This is a genomic window from Mycetocola tolaasinivorans, assembly GCF_003667565.1.
In the GTDB taxonomy this organism is placed as follows: Bacteria; Actinomycetota; Actinomycetes; order Actinomycetales; family Microbacteriaceae; genus Mycetocola; species Mycetocola tolaasinivorans.
The window spans coordinates 82,593-100,056 of record NZ_RCUX01000005.1; the positions used below are offsets into that span (position 1 = coordinate 82,593).

A 17,464-nucleotide genomic window follows, 5' to 3' on the forward strand; every position below is an offset into this window, starting at 1 on the left:
GGGGGTCAGTCGGTGACCGGAAGGTCACGCTGCGGGGTATGGATCACATCGGTCCGGATGTGGTCAAGATCGGTGGGGGAGGGTACCTCGGTGCCGGGTAGCCGCACGGCGGCGGCCCCCCAGCTCACGCCGCGAATGAGGGCGTTGGCGGGGTTTACCTGCTGGCTGAGCCCGTGCAGGAGCCCTGCGAGCATGCAGTCGCCGGCACCCACCGTCGAGACCGGATCGGTCACGACCGAGCGTGCGTGCACGACGCTCTCGGCGCTGACCAGCACGGCGCCGTCGCGGCCGAGGCTCACCGCGACGTAGCGGATTCCGGCGTCGACCAGCTCCTGAGCGGTGTCGATGACCTCGCCCAGGGTGGTCAGCGACCGGCCGCTCAGCTCCTCGAGCTCCTCACGGTTGGGCTTGATCAGGGTGGGGATCGCCGCCACGGCGGCGGCAAATGCCGGGCCGGAGGAGTCGATCGCCACGTGGGCACCCAGGCGCTTCGCCTCGGTCACGAGCTGCGCGTAGAGGTCGGTCGGGGCACCGGGTGGCAGGCTGCCGCAGCCCGCTATCCAGGTGCCCGCGCTGACCGGTGCGAGCGTTGCCGCGAAGAGCGCGTGGGTATCGGCGGTGCCGAGCTGCGGGCCGGCCTCGTTGAGCTTGGTGGTGGTCCCGTCGGGCTCGAGCACGCTGATGTTCATGCGCACGCTGCCGGCGATGGGTACGATCCGGGTCTGCACCGCGGTCTCGCGCAGCAGCGCCTCGAACAGCGTACCCTCGGGTCCGCCGGAGGGGACCACGACGAGGGGATCCCCGCCCATGCTCGCGAGTGCGCGGCCGACGTTGACACCCTTGCCGCCGGGATCGATGCGGGAGGAGGATGCGCGGAGCACCTGGCCGCGATACAGGGCTTCCACCGTGACGGCGCGGTCGATGCTGGGGTTGGGGGTGAGCGTGACGATCATGAGTGAATTACCTTCGGTCCGGCCGCGCGGATCGCCTCGGCGAGATCCTCGTCCACATCCCCGTCGGTGATGATCACATCCATCTCCTCAAGGGTTGCAAAGCGGTGCAGGTGCACGCTCGCGGCCTTGCTGGAATCCGCCACGAGGACGGTGGTGCGGCTCGCGATGACCATCGCGCGCTTGGTGGCGGCCTCGATCTGATCGGGGGTCGTGAGCCCCCGGGCAAGGTCGAAACCGTTGGTGCCGATGAATCCCACGTCCACGGTGAGTTCGGCGAGGGCGTCGGTGGTCCAGCGGCCGACGGCGGCGCCGGTCATGGAGCGTACCTGGCCGCCGAGTTGCAGCAGCGTAATACCGGGCTTGGTCGACAGGGCGGCGCAGATCATCGGGCTGTTGGCGACGACCGTGAGTTCGGCATCCGCGGGCAGTGCCTGCGCGATCGCGAGCGTGGTGGTGCCGGCATCGAGCAGGATGGTGCCGGTTTGAGGCAGCTGTTCGAGGGCGAGCTGGGCGATACTGCGCTTATCGGCGAGGTGGCGCCCGATGCGCTCGGTGACGTTGATCTCGGAGTTCAGCGCGTCGGTGGGGATGGCACCGCCGTGTGCACGCTTGACCAGGCCGCGCCGCTCGAGGGCGGTGAGGTCGCGTCGAATGGTCTCGGCGGTCACCTCAAGCTGGTCGGCCAGTGCGCTGCCCTCGACTCGCCCCTGGGCACGCGCCAGGGTGAGGATGAGCTGCTGTCGTTCCGCGGCGTACACGGTGTCTCCCGTCGTTGGTCGATCAATTTGACCCATAGTCCCACAGAAACAGAAGAAAACAAATGCTAAACAACACATTGACGCCGGGTTTGGCGCAAAATGCCCGCCCATATTTCTGTGTTTATGTGGATTTTGCCCCGTGGGCGGGGGTCGCGGTGCTCGAAAAATCCCGGATGTGCGCGGGGTGCGGGCGCAGCAAAACACCCTCCCCGGCCGAGATCCTGGGCGGATCAGTGGCGGGAGAGGGCGTCTGCGGTGGCCGGGGAGACCGGCGAAAACTAGCGGATTTCGTCCGAAGTGGTGGTCGAGGCCGCGGCCTCGGGGGCCTTCGAAATCTCAACCTCGGGCTCGGTAAACTCGGCGGCGCTGGCCTCGAGGTCCGCGATTTCCTCGTTCTCGTTTCCGCGGTTGGGCGAGAAGACCCAGTAGCGATAGAGCACGAAGCGGAAGATCGAGCCGAGGATCAGGCCCACGCCGTTCAGCGCGATGTTGTCGGCGGCGGCCGAGGTGAACCCCAAAACATCGTGGGAGACCCAGACACAGAGGGTGCTGATTCCCATGCCGGCAAAGCTCACGGCGAAGAACTCGATGCCCTCACGCACGGTGCTGTTGGTGCGGTGGGTCGCAAAGGTCCAGAAGCGGTTTCCGAGCCAGTTGGTGATGATCGCGAGGGTCGTGGCGATGACGGTGGCGATGACCACGCCGTTCTTCACGTGCTCGGGATTCAGTGGGCCCATGCGCAGCAGGTTGAACGAAACCGCGGTGACGACAAAACCGGCACCGCCGACCACGGCGAACTTGAAGAGCTGCATAAACAGCGGATACCAGGAAGCGGACTTCACTCTGCTCAGGTTCATTAACCCCCCTCGGGCGGAAAACTCCCCGGCGGGTGTTCTCGGCTACTAACGGTATTCACATGCGGAAAGATGTGCACCGGACGGATAGTCTACCCGGTGTTCTATAACATTAGCTTTGAGAGTGCTGAAGAACACGCCTCGGAGACGGAGACCCACGTGCTGAAAATCGGAGTTATCGGTGGCGGTCAGCTGGCGCGGATGATGATCCCCGCCGCGATCAACCTCGCCCTGGACGTGCGGGTGCTCGCCGAAGCACCGGGTTCACCGGCCGAGATCGCCGCGACATCGGTGGGTGACTATCGCGACGCCGCGACCGTCCTCGCCTTTGCCGCCGAGGTCGATGTGATCACCTTCGACCACGAGCACGTGCCGCAGTCGGTGCTGGCCGCCCTCGTGGCCACCGGGGTACGGGTACACCCGGGCCCGGACGCGCTGCTCTACGCGCAGGACAAGCTGCTGATGCGTGCGAAGCTCTCCGAACTGGGCCTGCCCACCCCGGACTGGGCCGAGGTGCGCTCGGCCGCCGAACTGCAGACCTTCCTCGACGCTCACGGCGGTGCCGGCGTTCTGAAGACCCCGCGTGGCGGATACGACGGTAAGGGCGTGCGCGTGGTGCGCTCGGCCGCCGAGGCCACCGACTGGTTTACCGCGGTTGCCGAATCCGGAGACACCGGCAGCCTCCTGGTTGAGGAGCTCGTCGACTTCACCCGGGAGCTCGCACTGCTCGGTGCGCGTCGTCCCGGTGGGCAGAGCGCCTACTGGCCGGTCGTTGAGACCATCCAGCGTGACGGCGTCTGCGCCGAGGTGCTGGCACCCGCGCCCACGAGCGACACCGCGGTGGCAGCGGAGGCCGAGCGGATCGCCCGGGCCCTGGCCGATGGTCTGGGAATCACCGGTGTGTTTGCCGTGGAACTGTTTGAAACCCGGGACGGCCGCGTGCTCGTCAACGAGATGGCGATGCGACCGCACAACTCCGGTCACTGGACCCAGGACGGCTCCTTCACCAGCCAGTTCGAGCAGCACCTGCGCGCGATCGCGGACCTCCCCCTGGGCGACCCCGCGCCGCGCGCCCCGATCACCGTGATGGCCAACATCCTCGGCGGTCCCGTCGAGGGTACCCTGGCGGATCGCTACCCCCTGGTGATGGCCCAGTTCCCCGAGGCCAAGATCCACAACTACAACAAGGAGCCGCGGCCGGGTCGCAAGGTCGGCCACGTCAACGTGACCGGAACCGACCTCGGTGAGGTGCGCACCCGAGCACGGGAGATCGAATCACTCTTCCAGGGTTGAGCCGTTAGCATGGACCCATGTCACATCACGCCAGCGAACATCCCCGGGTCGGCATCGTCATGGGAAGCGACTCCGACTGGAGCGTCATGGCCGCCGCCTCCGCCCAGCTCTCCGAGTTTGGGATCGACCACGAGGTCGAGGTAGTCAGCGCCCACCGCACCCCGCACAAGCTCGTCACCTACGGTGAGCAGGCGCGTGAGCGTGGGCTGAGCGTGATCATCGCCGGTGCCGGTGGTGCGGCGCACCTCCCGGGAATGCTGGCCTCGGTCACCACCCTTCCCGTGGTGGGCGTGCCCGTGCCGCTCGCCACGCTGGATGGCATGGACTCCCTGCTGTCGATCGTGCAGATGCCTGGCGGTATCCCGGTCGCAACGGTCTCGATCGGCGGGGCTAAGAACGCCGCGATTCTCGCCGCCCGCATCCTGGCTACCTCTGATGCGGCGCTCGCCGACACCCTGGCCACCTACCAGCGCGAGCTTGCCGAGCTGGTCGAGGAAAAGAACGCGGCGCTCAAAGCACGCCTATGATCGACCAAGCTGAGCGGCCCATCCGCCACCCGAACACCGCCTCCCCGGCGGTGATGACCCGTCGCGGGTGGTGGCTGGTGCTGCTGAACTTTTTGCTGCCCGGTTCCGCCCAGGTCCTGGCGGGTAACCGCCGCCTCGGCCGGCTGGGTCTGATCAGCACGTTTACGCTGTGGCTGCTGGCCATCGCGGCCGGTGTGCTCGCGCTGGTGCGCCCCGAGCAGCTGTTCGCGTTTGCAACAAACTCGTGGTTCCTGGTGCTCGCGCAGATCGTCCTGATCGCCTACGCGGTGCTGTGGTTTGTGCTGGCCGTGGATACCCTGCGCCTGACCCGCATCATTCGGGCCACACCGCTGGGCCGGGTCGCGATCCTCGGGCTGGGCCTCGCCTTCCTCGTGGCGTCCACCGGTATTGCGGGGGCCGGGGCCTACTACGCAAACGTGGCGGGAGACACCCTGGGCAAGCTGTTCGGGGCGAGTGCCCCGCCCGAGGACCCCACCGACGGCTACTACAACATTCTCCTGCTCGGCGGCGATGCGGGGCCGGACCGCTCGGGCATGCGCCCGGACAGCCTCTCGGTCGTCTCGATCAACGCCGACAGCGGCCAGGCGACCATGATCGGCCTGCCGCGTGACATGCTCAACGTGCCCTTCAACGACACCTCGCCGATGCACAAGCGCTACCCGAACGGCTATAACAAGTGTGATGTGAGCGCGTGCAAGCTCAACTCGATCTACACCGAGGCCGAGGTGCGCCACCCCGACTTCTACCCGAATGCGAAGGCCGAGGGTTCCTCCCCGGGCATCGAGGCCACCAAGGACGCCGCCGAGGCCCTGACCGGCCTGCGCATTCCGTACTACGTGCTGGTGGATATGCAGGGCTTCGCCGATCTGATCGACGCCCTGGGCGGCGTGGAGGTCACCGTGGATAAGCGTCTGCCGATCGGCGGCGACGAAAACCTCAACGGCGTGATCGAGTGGATCGAACCGGGGACCCAGCACATGGACGGCTATCACGCTCAGTGGTTCGCGCGCTCCCGTCACGGCACGAGCGACTTCGACCGGATGGAGCGGCAGCGTCAGCTGCAGGAGGCCGTGCTGAAGCAGTTCACACCGGCCAACGTCTTCTCGAAGTTCCAGGGCATCGCCGATGCCGGCACCCAGGTGGTCAAGACCGATATTCCGCGCGACCTCATCGGATACTTCGTCAACCTCGCGACGAAGACGCGGGCGCTCCCGGTGCAAAAGCTCGAGCTCACCCCGGCCAACGGTATCAACCAGGATCACCCGGATATCGATCAGATTCACGGCAAGATCCGTGATCTCCTGTATCCGAAATCCACACCCGCCAAGTAGGCGAACAAAAACGGCCCCGTCGTCGACGGGGCCGTTTTCGTATCGAAAGATTCTCCGACTAGAGCTCGGCGTGCAGCGCCCAGACGCGCTCGGCCGAGTCGCGCCAGTCGAACACCTGCGCCCGGTCGGCACCCGCGATGCCGAGTTTTGACCGGCGCTCGGCGTCTTCTACCAGCTCGGTGATTGCGGCGGCCAGCCGTTCGGGGAATCCGGCACCGCGGGCTTCGACGACCTCGCCGGCACCGCCGGAGACCTCCAGCAGCGCGGGATCATCGGTGTGCAGCACGGGGGTGCCGTGGCTGAACGCCTCGAGGATCGGCATTCCGGTGCTCTCGCGCACGCTGGGGTAGATAAAGAGCTCGGCGCGCTCGTAGACCGTCGCGAGGTCCGGGCCGCCGAGATCGCCGAGGGCACGCACGCGGCCCTCCTCGAGGCCCGCCTCATCGGCGGCGGCGGTCAGTGAGGAGGAGCCCCACTGATCCGGGCCGATCACGAGCAGCGGAAGGTCGGGGACGCCGGGCTGGGCGAGGGCGTGCAGGAGGGCATCCAGTCCGCGCCGGGGATCCAGGCTCCCGAGGGTCAGCAGATAGCGCTCGGGTAGATCGAGGTTACTCGCGCGCCAGGCCGCGTCCGCGGGCAGAAGCAGGGTGGATGCCGGGGCCTCGGGGATCACCCGGATGCGGTCACCGAAGTCGGCGATCTCGGCCAGCTGGGTCGCGACCGCATGGGTCGGCACCACGATCGCATCGGCGTGCCGCCGTGCGCGCTTCAGCATTTGCTTCTGCCAGGCGACCGAGGTGGGGGTGAGGCTTTTGGGGTCGGTCCAGGCCAGGGTGTTGCGCAGCGTCACCACGATCTGCGAGGACTCCCGCGAGTGCCGGCGCAGCGGAGCCAACAGGCTGGGGGAGTGCAGCATGCCCTCACCGATACCGCTGGCGATACCGAGCTGCCAGGCGGTGGTGAGCTCGCGCCGGGCGAGCGTCGAGCGGTGAATCTCGGCGATCCCGGGCAGCCGGGCGGCGAGTCGTTCGACCCGCTCCGGGCTCTGCGCCGACACGATGCCGTGTACCGTGCATCCGCGCGGTGCCGTGCGGATGAGCGCGCGGGTGAGTTCCTCGGTGTAGTGGCCGGTTCCGGTGGCACCGGGGCTCAGCGCGGCATCGAGTACAACGCGAAGAATCGCTGCCATCAGGGGTCCCTTCTGCGGGGTGTGTGGTGGGCCGCCTCGGAGCGGCCCACCTTGGCTACTGCGTGGGTTCGGGGGCGGTGATGGCCCCGGTCTGAATGGCCTCATGCAGGGCCTCGCGCCAGTCGCGCATGGCGGGCAGGCCGGCGGCGGCCCAGCCCGCGTGGCCGAGCACCGAGAATGCGGGGCGCGGGGCGGGGCGGACGAAGCTGGCGCTGTCCGTGGGCAGAACGCGCTCCGGGTCGAGGCCCGCCTCGGTGAAGATCGCCCGGGTGAAGTCAAACCAGCTGCCGCTGCCGGCGTTGGTGCCGTGGTACACGCCGGCGGGGGCGTCGGACTCGGCCAGGAGCACGAGCTGCGCGGCGAGGTCACGGGTCCAGGTGGGCTGACCGATCTGATCGGTGACGACGCTCACCGTGGGGTGGCTGCCGGAGAGGCGCAGCATGGTGGCCGCGAAGTTGTTGCCGTACTCGCCGTAGATCCAGGCGGTGCGCACGATGAAGCCGCCGCGGGGGTGCTCACCGAGCACGAACTCCTCGCCCGCGGCCTTGGTACGGCCATAGGCGTTCAGCGGTGCGCGGGCGGTGTCCTCGGCATAGGGCTCGGTCGCGTTTCCAGCGAACACGTAGTCGGTCGAGATGTGGATCAGTTTGGCCCCGTGCGCGGCCGCGGCGATCGCGAGATTACGCGGTCCCAGCGCATTCACGGCATAGGCGGCGTCCTCATCGGTTTCGGCGGCGTCCACGGCGGTGTACGCGGCACAGTTGATGACCACGTCGTGGCCGGCCACGGCGGCGTGAACGGCGTCCTGATCGGTGATATCGAGATCCTCGCGCCCGAGAGCGGTGACGTCGTGGTGGGCGAGGACGATGCTCAGGTCACGTCCCAGCATTCCGGCGGCACCGGTGATCAGATAGCGCATGTTTCCCTTTTCTGTCGTTTCCCTGATTCTACGCGCACAACAAGAGCACAGCTATCGGTCAGGATCCGGGAATACCGTGAACTCCCGCGCCCGTTAGGGGTGATTCCCCCGCCCCATCCTGCAGAAAGCAGTCCCCGTGAAACTCAACCTGCTGGATGTGAACATCGTCAGCGGCCCGGTGGTCATCACCATCTATGTGATCGCTGCGGCGTTCCTGCTGTACCTGTTGATTCGGCCGTGGTCGCGCTGGTGGTTGCGCACCGCGCTCCTGACGATCGCGATCAGCGCGGCCCTCGCCATCGCGACGCTGCTCGTGGTGGAACGCGGCCTCAAGCTCATTGATGCCCCGCTGGGCGCGGATTCTCACGCCTGGGTGGTGGCGACGTTTGTGGGTGTCGGGTTGGCCGTGGTCAACCTGTTCCGGAGCCGCTGGTGGCGAAAGGTCCTCGCGGTGCTCGGTATCGTCTCGTTTGCCCTGGCCGCCACGGTCGGTATTAACGCGGCCTTTGGGATCAACCCGACGGTCGGGGCGTTCCTGCACATTGTCGAGTCAAAACCGATCAGCGTGGCCAAGCCCACCGCGACCCCCTCCGATGCTCCCACCGGCCCGCTCTATCAGTCGTGGAAGCCGCCGGCGGATATGCCCGCGCTCGGACGCACCGGTACCCAGGTGATTCCCGGCCTACTCTCGGGATTCAAGGCGCGCACCGCGGGCATCTATTTGCCCCCGGCCGCGCTGGTCAAGAATCCACCCGCCCTGCCGCTGATGATCATGATGATGGGGCAGCCCGGCGATCCGAACCCCGCGTTTATGCAGCAGGCCCTGGATGCCACCGCCGTCGCCCACAACGGCCTCGCCCCCATCGTGATCGTGGCCGATCAGCTCGGCAACCCCAACACCGATACCCTCTGCATCAACTCGAAGAAGTTTGGAAACGTCGAGACCTACATCACGCAGGACGTGCCGAACTGGGCAAAGGCAAACCTCAACATCAGCCACAACCCCGCGGAGTGGACCATCGCCGGCTACTCCAACGGCGGTGGATGCGCCATCTACTACGGTGCCGTTCACCCAGACATCTTCAAGAACGTGGTCGATATTTCCGGTGAGGACTACCCTGGTGCCTCGGAGGCAAGCGCCTCGTTGAAGAGCATGTTCGATGGCAACATGGCCGCCTATGATGCGATCAAGCCGCTCAGGATCATGAAGGATCGGCAGTATCCCGGAACCACGGCTATCTTTACCGGTGGTTCGAAGGACCCCGACTACTCGGCCGCCGCCGCCCGGGTCGCGGCCGGTGCCCGCGCCGCGGGAATGGCCACGACGCTCTTCTCCGTGCCCGGTGCCGGGCACGGTGCCGACGCGCTGGTGGGCGGTATGCGCATGGCCGCGGGGGTGCTCTTCCCCGTCCTGGGGCTGGAGGCGAAATCCTAGTGCCCCTGAGCCGCCACGGGGTGGCAGTGTGGCACCCGATGGGCCGTATGCGTCCCCTTACCCTGCTCCGCGAGGGAAGATTGGTAGACTGACCGAGTGAACATCCGTGAACTAAAAATCCGTGACAGCTATGAGATCACGCCGAAGCAGTTCGGCGACGACCGTGGCGTCTTTCTCGAGGCGTACCGATTTGACCGCCTGACCGACGCCACCGGCCGTGCCGTGAACCTCGCCCAGGTCAACACCTCGGTATCCAAGCGCGGCACCGTGCGCGGCATCCACTTCGCCGATGTTCCGCCGAGCCAGGCTAAGTACGTCATGTGCCAGCGCGGCGCGGTACTCGACTTCGTGATCGACATCCGGGTTGGTTCGCCGACGTTCGGTCAGTGGGACGCCGTGCGTCTTGACGATGTCGAGCGCAAGGCCATCTTCATCTCCGAGGGCCTCGGCCACTGCTTCGTGGCTCTCACCGATGACGCCACCGTGACCTACCTCGTCAACGATGTCTTCCGCCCCGAGCGCGAGCACGGCATCAACCCGCTCGACCCGGAGATCGGTCTCGAGTTCCCGGCCGAGGCCGGAGAGCTCCTGCTCTCCCCGAAGGACACCGAGGCCCCGAGCCTCTCCGAAGCGGCGGCCACCGGCCTGCTGCCCACCTGGGACGCTGCGCGTGCCTACTACGACTCGCTGAAGGGCAACTAGTTTTATGAAGGGCATTATCCTCGCCGGTGGTTCCGGCACGCGGCTGTGGCCGATCACCAAGGGCATCTCGAAGCAGCTCATGCCGATCTACGACAAGCCGATGGTGTACTACCCCCTCTCGACCCTGATGATGGCTGGGATCAACGAGATCCTGATCATCACCACCCCCGAGTACAACGAGCAGTTCCGGGCCCTGCTGGGTGACGGCTCCGATCTCGGTATCCGCCTCGAGTATGCCGTGCAGCCCTCGCCGGACGGCCTGGCTCAGGCGTTCATCATCGGCGAGGAGTTCATCGGTGATGACTCCGTTGCGCTCGTACTCGGTGACAACATCTTCCACGGCACCGGCCTCGGCTCGGCGCTGCGCAACCACAGCGAGATCGACGGTGCCGTCATCTTCGCCTACCCGGTTGCCGACCCGCGCAGCTACGGCGTGGTCGAGTTTGACGAGAACTTCACCGCGATTTCGATCGAGGAAAAGCCCGAGAAGCCCAAGAGCAAGTACGCCGTTCCCGGCCTCTACTTCTACGACAACTCGGTCATCGAGATCGCCAAGTCGATCGAGCCGAGTGCCCGCGGCGAGCTGGAGATCTCCACCGTCAACGAGCGCTACCTCGAGCAGGGCAACCTGCACGTGCAGGTGCTCGACCGTGGTACCGCCTGGCTCGACACCGGCACGTTCGAGTCGATGATGCAGGCCTCCGAGTACGTGCGCGTGATCGAGGACCGTCAGGGCTTCAAGGTTGGCTGCATCGAGGAGATCTCGTGGCGTGCGGGCTGGATCGACACCGCCCAGCTCACCGCGCTCGCCCAGCCGCTGATCAAGAGCGGTTACGGCAAGTACCTGGCACACCTCGCCGACAGCGAGGGCTAGGCTCAGCCACGGCAACCATCGTGTGGGGCGGGATCCGATTTCGGGTCCCGCCCCACACGCGTTTCTCAGCGACCGTGCCGAGACCGAGCGACACACGCATCGCTCGTTACCGCGGAATAGATCCGGGGGCCACCATGGTTGCACCTGACGTGTTTACCCTCATCAATCAGGAGCCCCGACAGATGGGCGCGCTCGATCGTGCACTCGCCTCGATCGACTGGCCGCTGCGTGAGGCCCAGCGAGATCTCGTGGCCGCGGGGCAGAGCCTACAGCGCACGCATAACGCCGCGGGCTTCCTCCTGCTGTCCTCCGGTTCCGCCACGATTCGCAGTGGCACCGAGTCGCTCGAGGCCCCGGCCGGCAGCTTTCTCGTGTTTCCCCACGGGCACTGCTTCGACCTCCGAGCCCACGAGGATGCCACGCTCATCTACGGCTGGTTTCTCCCCTCGGATCCCTCCGCTCAGACCCTCGGCACGTTTCCGCACACGCTGATGATTCGCGAGTTCTCGGTGCTCGAACCCACCATGGTCGCACTGGTTGAGGGACTCCTGAAGGGCGGATCGCGAGCGAGCGGCCACCGTCGGGCCGGCGATATGGTGGTGTGCGGCCTGATCGCCGCAACCGTGCTTTCCTCGGCGATCCGGCTGTGGGCCGAACTCGGCTGCGCCCCCGATCGCTGGTTGCACCGGGTGTCGGATCCCTTCATCTCCCGGGCGCTCGACGCGATGCACGAGAGCCCCGGCCGTGCCTGGAGCGTGAGCGAGTTGGCCCAGGTGGCGACGATGTCGCGGTCGAGCTTTGCCGAGCGCTTTGCGACCCTGGTGGGCCAAACGCCGGCCTCCTACCTGACCGATGTCCGGATGGAGTCGGGAAAGCAGGTGCTCCTGCGCGAACACGTAACCATCGCCGATGCCGCCCTGCAGCTCGGATATGAGTCCGAGGCGGGCTTCCGCCGCGCCTTCCAGCGTCACACCGGGGTCAGTCCCGCAGCCTGGCGCACGCGGCAGCGGGCACAGAGCGTGCCCGCTGCCGAGGCGCTGCCCGCCGCCTAGGGGCGGCGCCTGCCACCCGCGAGGCGGAAGACAATACCGCCCACCAGCGAGGCGATTGCCGCCGAGCTGAGCGTCACCACGACCCCCAGCGAGTCGGCCACGATGCCGCCGATACCCGCGCCGAGGGTGATGGCCAGCTGGAAACCGGCGACCACGAGCCCGCCCGCGGCCTCCATCCGCTCGCCGACCAGACGGCCGACCCAGGTGTTGACTAGCAGGATCCAGGAACCGAAGCCGATGCCCCAGATGAGGGTACCGGCCGCTACCGCCCAGAACGCACCCGGGAAGAGCACGGTGATGGCGATGCCGACGGAGATCATCAGCGGAACGACGAGGCGCATCAGGTCGAGCAGTCGGTCGACCACGAGGCCCACCACGAAGTTTCCAATCAGTCCGCCGATGCCGAACACCGCGAGCAGGAGCGAAATCTGGCCCGCGGTAACGTCCGGAATGCGCTCGAGGCCGAGGCGAATGTAGGTGAATGCGGCGAAGTGGCCGAGCACCGTGAGCACGTGACCGACGAGTCCAACCGAGACGCCGGGAATGCGCAGGGTCGCGGCGATCTCGCCGAATCCGCTGCTCTTCGCCGGGGGAACCTGCGGCAGCAGGATGCGCAGCAGCGCGGCCACGATCAGCGAGATCACGGCGACGCCCACGAAGACCTCGCGCCAGTCAAACACCGAGCCCAGGTAGGCGCCGATGGGCACACCGGCGACGGTGGCCAGCGTGGTTCCACCGTTGACCAGCATGAAGCCGCGCCCCAGGCGCTCGCGCGGAACGAGCTGCGCGACGATGGCGAGGGACATCGCCCAGAACCCGCTGATCGCGACGCCGAGGATCAGCCGGGCGATCAGCAGCAGCACAAAGTTCGGCGTGAGCGCGACCATGATGTTTGACAGCGCCGCGGCGAGGGCGAGGGCGCTCAGCAGCGTGCGGCGATCCAGGCGGGGGAAGATCATGCCGATCAGCGGTGCGGCAAGGAACCCCATGAAGGCGGTGGCCGTGACGGTCTGCCCGGCCTGACCCTCGGTGATGTTGAGCGCCTCGGCCATCGGGGTCAGCAGGCTGGGCGGAAGAAACTCGGCGAGAACCAGGGTAAAACTGGTGGCCGCGAGGGCGAGCACAGCGACCCACCCGGCCCGCGGGGAGCGGAGGGGCGCGGCGGCCTCGGTTACAGCGTTTTGTGTCATTATCCAATTCTGTTCCGCCCGGCCCTGCCCCACGGGACCCTGCGTCCACCGAACCGCGCACAGCGTCCGTCACGCACGGGCCGGGCGCTCGCACCGTGACCGGTGTACCGTGGGCGGAGGCTAGCGGGAGGGACGCAGCAGGTGGAAGCGAGCCCAGAGGCCCACGCGCAGCCCGAGGCGCAGCGGGGCGTAGTACCAGGCGGGATACCGCTTCGACATAAAGCGGGAGGCGCTCTGGTGGTGCACCCGCAGCATGCGGTCAGACTCGGAACGGGTGGATGCCCCGCCGGTGTGCACGGCGCTCACCTCGGGAAGATAGGTGTTTGTCCAGCCGGCCTTGCCGATCCGGTACCCCAGATCAACATCCTCGAAGTACATGAAGAAGCCCTCGTCGAACCCGCCGAGCTGCGCAAACATATCGCGCCGCACGAGGAGGCAGGCACCGGAGAGCCAGCCCGCGGGCCGCGGCTGATCACCGTAGCTGTCATCGGCCCGATAGTGCCTGGACCACGGATTGTTCGGCCAAAAACGGGCAAACAGCGCGTGGCCAATGCCGTTTCCGAGCGAGGGGACCGCGCGTGCGGACGGATAGACCGTGCCGTCCTCATTGAGGAGCTTGGGACCCACCGCGGCGCACTCGGGGTGTTCATCCAGCCAGCGCACGAGTGCGGGCAGGGTGCCCGGGTGGAGCTGCACGTCGGGGTTGGAGAGGAGCACGTGCTCACTCTCGGGGGCGAGGGTGTCGACACCGCGATTCATCGCGGCACCGTAGCCCACGTTTTCGGGCAGCCACAGGAAGTTCGCTCCGAAGTCGGACACGATCTGACCGGTGGGCTCGGCCTCGGGGGAGTTGTTCTCGACCACCGTGACCGTGGCGGCGGGAATTGCCGCCGCGGCCACCGAATCCAGGAAATCGGACACCTGGGCGCACGAGTTGTAAGTCACCGTAACTACGGCGGCTCGTTCCGGATTTTGGGAGGACATTGTTCCCAGTGTAGCCATCCCGGGACGCCCCCGCCGCGCGGGTGCGCGCGAAGAGGGCCGAAATGCCGGTAATTCTCGGGCAGCTCACATGCTCCAGCTTGATAGACTGACTGTTCGCTGGCCTTCAGGCCGCTTGTCAACCCGCGGGGAACCCGTGGGTTGTGCACGATTGACGAGGGGAATTTCCTAAACCGTGGCAAAAATCTTCAACGCCGTAGGGCGCTCGGCCAGACTCATTGCCGACGAGGGATTCAAGACCTACCTCGGGCGCGTGTTCGCCAAGGCCTCGACGGTGCTGATCCCGCAGAGCCCCGCCAGCCAGATGCTGGTTGATCTCGGTGACGCCGCGGAACTCGACTGGACGCTGCCCGCGCCTCAGCTCGAAAACCCGATCGTGGTGGCAGACGGCCCGATCAACATCGCCTGGATCATGTCGCCTCCCGGGCGCGAATCTGGCGGACACCAGAACCTCTTCCGCTTCATCGACTTCGCCGAGAAGGCGGGCCACAAGTGCACGGTGTACCTCTACACCACCTCGGATTTCGGCCCGAACCTGCGCGACACCAAGGCGATGCTGAACCAGAGCGACGCCTACCCGAACGTCAAGGCCGACATCAAGCTGTACGACCGCAAGGTGGGCGTAGACGCCGACACCCAGGCCCTCTTTGCGACCGGCTGGGAGACCGCCTACCCGGCCTACCTGGATAAGACGCACGCGCGTCGGTTCTACTTCGTGCAGGACTTCGAGCCGAGCTTCTATGAGCTGGGTTCGCAGGCGATCCTTGCCGAAAACACCTACCGCTTCGGTTTCCACGGAATTACCGCCGGTGGCTGGCTCTCGCACAAGCTGAGCACCGAGTTTGGCATGACCTGCGACTCCTTCGACTTCGCCGTCAACAAGGACAACTACTCGCTCACCAACACCGAGCGTCGTAACGAGGTCTTCTTCTACGCCCGCCCGGTCACCGCGCGCCGTGCCTTCGAGCTGGGCATCATGGCCCTGGCCGACTTCCACAAGCTCAACCCGGATGTCACCATCAACCTCGCCGGCTGGGACGTCTCAAACTGGGACATTCCGTTCCCGCACAAGAACCTCTCGAGCCTCAAGCTCTCCGAGCTCAACACCGTGTACAACCGCTGTGCCGCGGGTCTGGTGCTCTCGCTCACGAACATGTCCCTGCTGCCGCTCGAGCTCCTGAGCTCGGGAGTGGTTCCCGTGGTGAACGACGGCCCGAACAACCGCATGGTCTCGGACAACCCCTACCTCGACTACTGCGAGCCGGTACCCGGTGCGCTGGCACGTCGCCTGAGCGATGCCGTCAACCGTCCCGACGCGCCCGAGTATGCAAAGATCATCTCCGCCTCGGTGGCGGATGTGAACTGGGAGGACTCCGGCGTGCAGTTCAACACCGCCCTCGAAAAGGCGATGCGTGGCTAGGGCACTCGTGGTGGGTGCGAACGGTTTTATCGGTTCGCACCTGGTGGATGCCCTCGCGCTGGCCGGTCACGACGTCACCGCGTTTGACCGCTTTAGCTCGCAGGCACCCACGTTCACCCAGCCGGGCGTGCGGGTGTTCCGTGGGGAGTTCCTCAGCCGATCGGACCTCGAGGAGGCCGCGGCAGGGCAGGACCTGGTGTTCCACTTCCTCTCGACCACCACACCGGCCACCGCCGAATCCGACCCCACCCTTGATATTCGCACGAACATTGCGCAGACCGTCGAGCTGCTCGAATCCTGCGTGAGCGCGGGCGTCGGCCACTTCTACTTCGCCTCCACCGGCGGCGCCATCTATGGTGCCCAGGGGAAGGCCCTGTACGGGGAATCCGATCGCGCACTGCCGATCTCGCCCTACGGCATCGGCAAGCTCGCGATCGAGAACTACCTCAACTACTTCCAGACGCGCCACGGCCTGGACTCCACCGCCCTGCGTATCTCGAACCCCTATGGCACCCGCCAGCACCCGAACCGCCGACAGGGCCTGATCCCGATCGCGCTGCGCAACATCGCGCGTGGGGAGTCGGTTGTGCAGCTGGGTGACGGTTCGATGGTGCGCGACTACGTCTACGTGAGCGACCTGGTCGCAATGATCGTGGCGTTTATCGGCCGCGAAACCGAACACTCCCTCTATAACCTGGGCAGTGGACAGGGATATAGTGTGTCCGAGATCCTGGCCGCCCTGGCCCGGGTCACCGGTGAAGACTTCTCCATTGAGGAACGACCCAAGCCCGCAACCTTCGTCGACAGCGTGGTGCTCGACACCTCGCGTTTGCGCGCCGAGTTTGGTGAGCCCGCGCTCACCAGCCTCGACGTCGGGGTTGCCGCGACCTGGGCCGAGATTAAGGAACAAACACATGGCCTCCGATAAGACCGCCCCGCTGTTGACGGTGGCGATCCTCACCTACAACGGAGAGGACTACCTGGAGCGCATTCTGACGCAGGTGCGAAATCAGGAGCTCGACGGCGAGATCGAGGTTTTGGTCATCGACTCCGGCTCGACCGACTCGACGCTTGAGATCATCGGGCGCTTCCCCGAGGTTGTGCTGCACCAGATTCCGAACCACGAGTTTGGCCATGGACGCACCCGCAACCTCGCGGCACAGCTCGCACACGGTGAGTTCATCGCCTACCTGACGCACGACGCGATTCCGCAGACCCCGTCGTGGGCGGCCGAGCTGCTTGCGCCGTTCGCGCTGTCCGAGCGCATCGTGGCCGTGATGGGCAAGCAGGTACCGCGGCCCGGGTGCTTCCCGCTGCTCAAGTACGAGATCCAGGGCATGTTTGCCGGGTTCGGCCCCGACTTTGGCACCGGCGTCTTCTATAAGGACAAGTTTGTGCAGTCGGAGGGTGTGCTGGGGGCAATCGCGTTCTATTCGGACGTCAACTCCGCCGCTCGTCGGGCGTTCCTCACCGACGTGATTCCGTATCAGGACGTGCCCTACGCCGAGGACCAGCTCTTCGGCCGGGACCTGGTGGAGGCGGGCTACGTGAAGGCCTACGCGCCGCGCGGAGCCGTGGAGCACTCCAACGATCTGACGCTGAGCGAGTATCGCAAGCGCATCTTTGACGAGACCGTGGGGCTGCGCCGGATCGGTCACGACATCCCCGTCCTGACCAAGAAGGCTCAGGCGAAGCTCACCGTACGCGGCATCCTGGGCGACACCCTGCGCATCCTCCGGGATCGGGAGTTCTCGTGGAAGCGCCGCCTGTTCTGGCTCGCGAACAACCCGCGCTACCAGGTCGCGAAGTGGAAGAGCTACCGCCGCTCGACCCTCGTTGATCTCGGCGATGAGGCCGCGCTGCGTAGCGGATCGCTCGAGCACTCGCGCAAGCGCTAGCGGCACGCAGAGGGCCCCGGAATACCAACCTGGTACTCCGGGGCCC

Annotated in this window: 17 protein-coding genes; 10 read left to right on the forward strand and 7 right to left on the reverse strand. The window is 66.4% G+C overall.

Annotated elements, in window-relative coordinates:
- Positions 1-5 precede the first annotated feature (5 nt).
- The 3 genes from pfkB to D9V32_RS07395 all read right to left on the reverse strand — a co-directional run bounded on the left by pfkB (position 6) and on the right by D9V32_RS07395 (position 2,568).
- Positions 6-953: a 1-phosphofructokinase gene (gene pfkB / locus D9V32_RS07385; protein WP_121648261.1), complete on the reverse strand. Its 948-nt coding sequence runs from the start codon at positions 951-953 to the stop codon at positions 6-8.
- Positions 950-1,747, reverse strand: a complete 798-nt coding sequence (locus D9V32_RS07390; RefSeq protein WP_245982163.1) for a DeoR/GlpR family DNA-binding transcription regulator — start codon at positions 1,745-1,747, stop codon at positions 950-952. Before D9V32_RS07390 ends, pfkB begins: the two co-directional genes overlap by 4 nt.
- A gap of 242 nt (positions 1,748-1,989) precedes the next feature.
- Complete coding sequence (locus D9V32_RS07395; protein ID WP_220700671.1) at positions 1,990-2,568, reverse strand: GtrA family protein; 579 nt, start codon at positions 2,566-2,568, stop codon at positions 1,990-1,992.
- A 69-nt stretch (positions 2,569-2,637) separates the two neighbouring features.
- Between D9V32_RS07395 and D9V32_RS07400 the strand changes: the two genes are divergently transcribed.
- The 3 genes from D9V32_RS07400 to D9V32_RS07410 are packed head-to-tail and all read left to right on the forward strand — an operon-like array spanning position 2,638 to position 5,737.
- On the forward strand, positions 2,638-3,858 hold the full coding sequence (locus D9V32_RS07400) for a 5-(carboxyamino)imidazole ribonucleotide synthase (protein WP_121648263.1): 1,221 nt from the start codon (positions 2,638-2,640) through the stop codon (positions 3,856-3,858).
- Positions 3,859-3,875: 17 nt separating this feature from the next.
- Complete coding sequence (gene purE / locus D9V32_RS07405; RefSeq protein WP_121648264.1) at positions 3,876-4,385, forward strand: 5-(carboxyamino)imidazole ribonucleotide mutase; 510 nt, start codon at positions 3,876-3,878, stop codon at positions 4,383-4,385.
- Positions 4,382-5,737, forward strand: a complete 1,356-nt coding sequence (locus D9V32_RS07410; protein WP_121648265.1) for an LCP family protein — start codon at positions 4,382-4,384, stop codon at positions 5,735-5,737. The genes purE and D9V32_RS07410 overlap by 4 nt, the downstream gene beginning before the upstream one ends.
- A gap of 58 nt (positions 5,738-5,795) precedes the next feature.
- Here D9V32_RS07410 and D9V32_RS07415 read toward each other — a convergent pair whose 3' ends face one another.
- Both D9V32_RS07415 and rfbD read right to left on the reverse strand, forming a co-directional pair.
- Complete coding sequence (locus D9V32_RS07415; RefSeq protein WP_121648266.1) at positions 5,796-6,926, reverse strand: glycosyltransferase family 4 protein; 1,131 nt, start codon at positions 6,924-6,926, stop codon at positions 5,796-5,798.
- A gap of 55 nt (positions 6,927-6,981) precedes the next feature.
- Positions 6,982-7,845, reverse strand: coding sequence for a dTDP-4-dehydrorhamnose reductase (rfbD, locus tag D9V32_RS07420; protein WP_121648267.1), 864 nt, complete (start codon positions 7,843-7,845; stop codon positions 6,982-6,984).
- Positions 7,846-7,981: 136 nt separating this feature from the next.
- Between rfbD and D9V32_RS07425 the strand changes: the two genes are divergently transcribed.
- The 4 genes from D9V32_RS07425 (at position 7,982) to D9V32_RS16655 (ending at position 11,908) form a co-directional block, all read left to right on the forward strand.
- Entirely contained in the window at positions 7,982-9,280 is a 1,299-nt protein-coding gene (locus D9V32_RS07425; protein ID WP_183086223.1) for an alpha/beta hydrolase, read from the forward strand.
- A gap of 96 nt (positions 9,281-9,376) precedes the next feature.
- A complete protein-coding gene (locus D9V32_RS07430; protein ID WP_121648268.1) occupies positions 9,377-9,982 on the forward strand; it encodes a dTDP-4-dehydrorhamnose 3,5-epimerase family protein in 606 nt (201 codons plus the stop codon).
- A 4-nt stretch (positions 9,983-9,986) separates the two neighbouring features.
- Positions 9,987-10,856 (forward strand): glucose-1-phosphate thymidylyltransferase RfbA, encoded by an 870-nt coding sequence (rfbA, locus tag D9V32_RS07435; protein WP_121648269.1) that lies wholly within the window; start codon positions 9,987-9,989, stop codon positions 10,854-10,856.
- Between the two features lie 821 nt (positions 10,857-11,677).
- Positions 11,678-11,908 (forward strand): helix-turn-helix transcriptional regulator, encoded by a 231-nt coding sequence (locus D9V32_RS16655; protein WP_425462004.1) that lies wholly within the window; start codon positions 11,678-11,680, stop codon positions 11,906-11,908.
- Here D9V32_RS16655 and D9V32_RS07445 read toward each other — a convergent pair.
- Together D9V32_RS07445 and D9V32_RS07450 are read right to left on the reverse strand one after the other, a co-directional pair.
- Entirely contained in the window at positions 11,905-13,098 is a 1,194-nt protein-coding gene (locus D9V32_RS07445; protein WP_121648270.1) for an MFS transporter, read from the reverse strand. The two genes, D9V32_RS16655 and D9V32_RS07445, sit on opposite strands and share 4 nt — an antisense overlap.
- Positions 13,099-13,218: 120 nt before the next feature.
- Positions 13,219-14,082, reverse strand: a complete 864-nt coding sequence (locus tag D9V32_RS07450; RefSeq protein WP_183086224.1) for a glycosyltransferase family 2 protein — start codon at positions 14,080-14,082, stop codon at positions 13,219-13,221.
- Between the two features lie 193 nt (positions 14,083-14,275).
- Here D9V32_RS07450 and D9V32_RS07455 point away from each other — a divergent pair, with 193 nt between their 5' ends.
- Genes D9V32_RS07455 through D9V32_RS07465 form a run of 3 tightly spaced genes read left to right on the forward strand, consistent with a single transcriptional unit; the run spans position 14,276 to position 17,418 of the window.
- Entirely contained in the window at positions 14,276-15,520 is a 1,245-nt protein-coding gene (locus D9V32_RS07455; RefSeq protein ID WP_121648272.1) for a rhamnosyltransferase WsaF family glycosyltransferase, read from the forward strand.
- Positions 15,513-16,448, forward strand: a complete 936-nt coding sequence (locus D9V32_RS07460; RefSeq protein ID WP_121648273.1) for an NAD-dependent epimerase/dehydratase family protein — start codon at positions 15,513-15,515, stop codon at positions 16,446-16,448. The genes D9V32_RS07455 and D9V32_RS07460 overlap by 8 nt, the downstream gene beginning before the upstream one ends.
- Entirely contained in the window at positions 16,435-17,418 is a 984-nt protein-coding gene (locus tag D9V32_RS07465) for a glycosyltransferase family 2 protein (protein ID WP_121648274.1), read from the forward strand. Before D9V32_RS07460 ends, D9V32_RS07465 begins: the two co-directional genes overlap by 14 nt.
- The last annotated feature ends 46 nt before the right edge of the window (positions 17,419-17,464 follow it).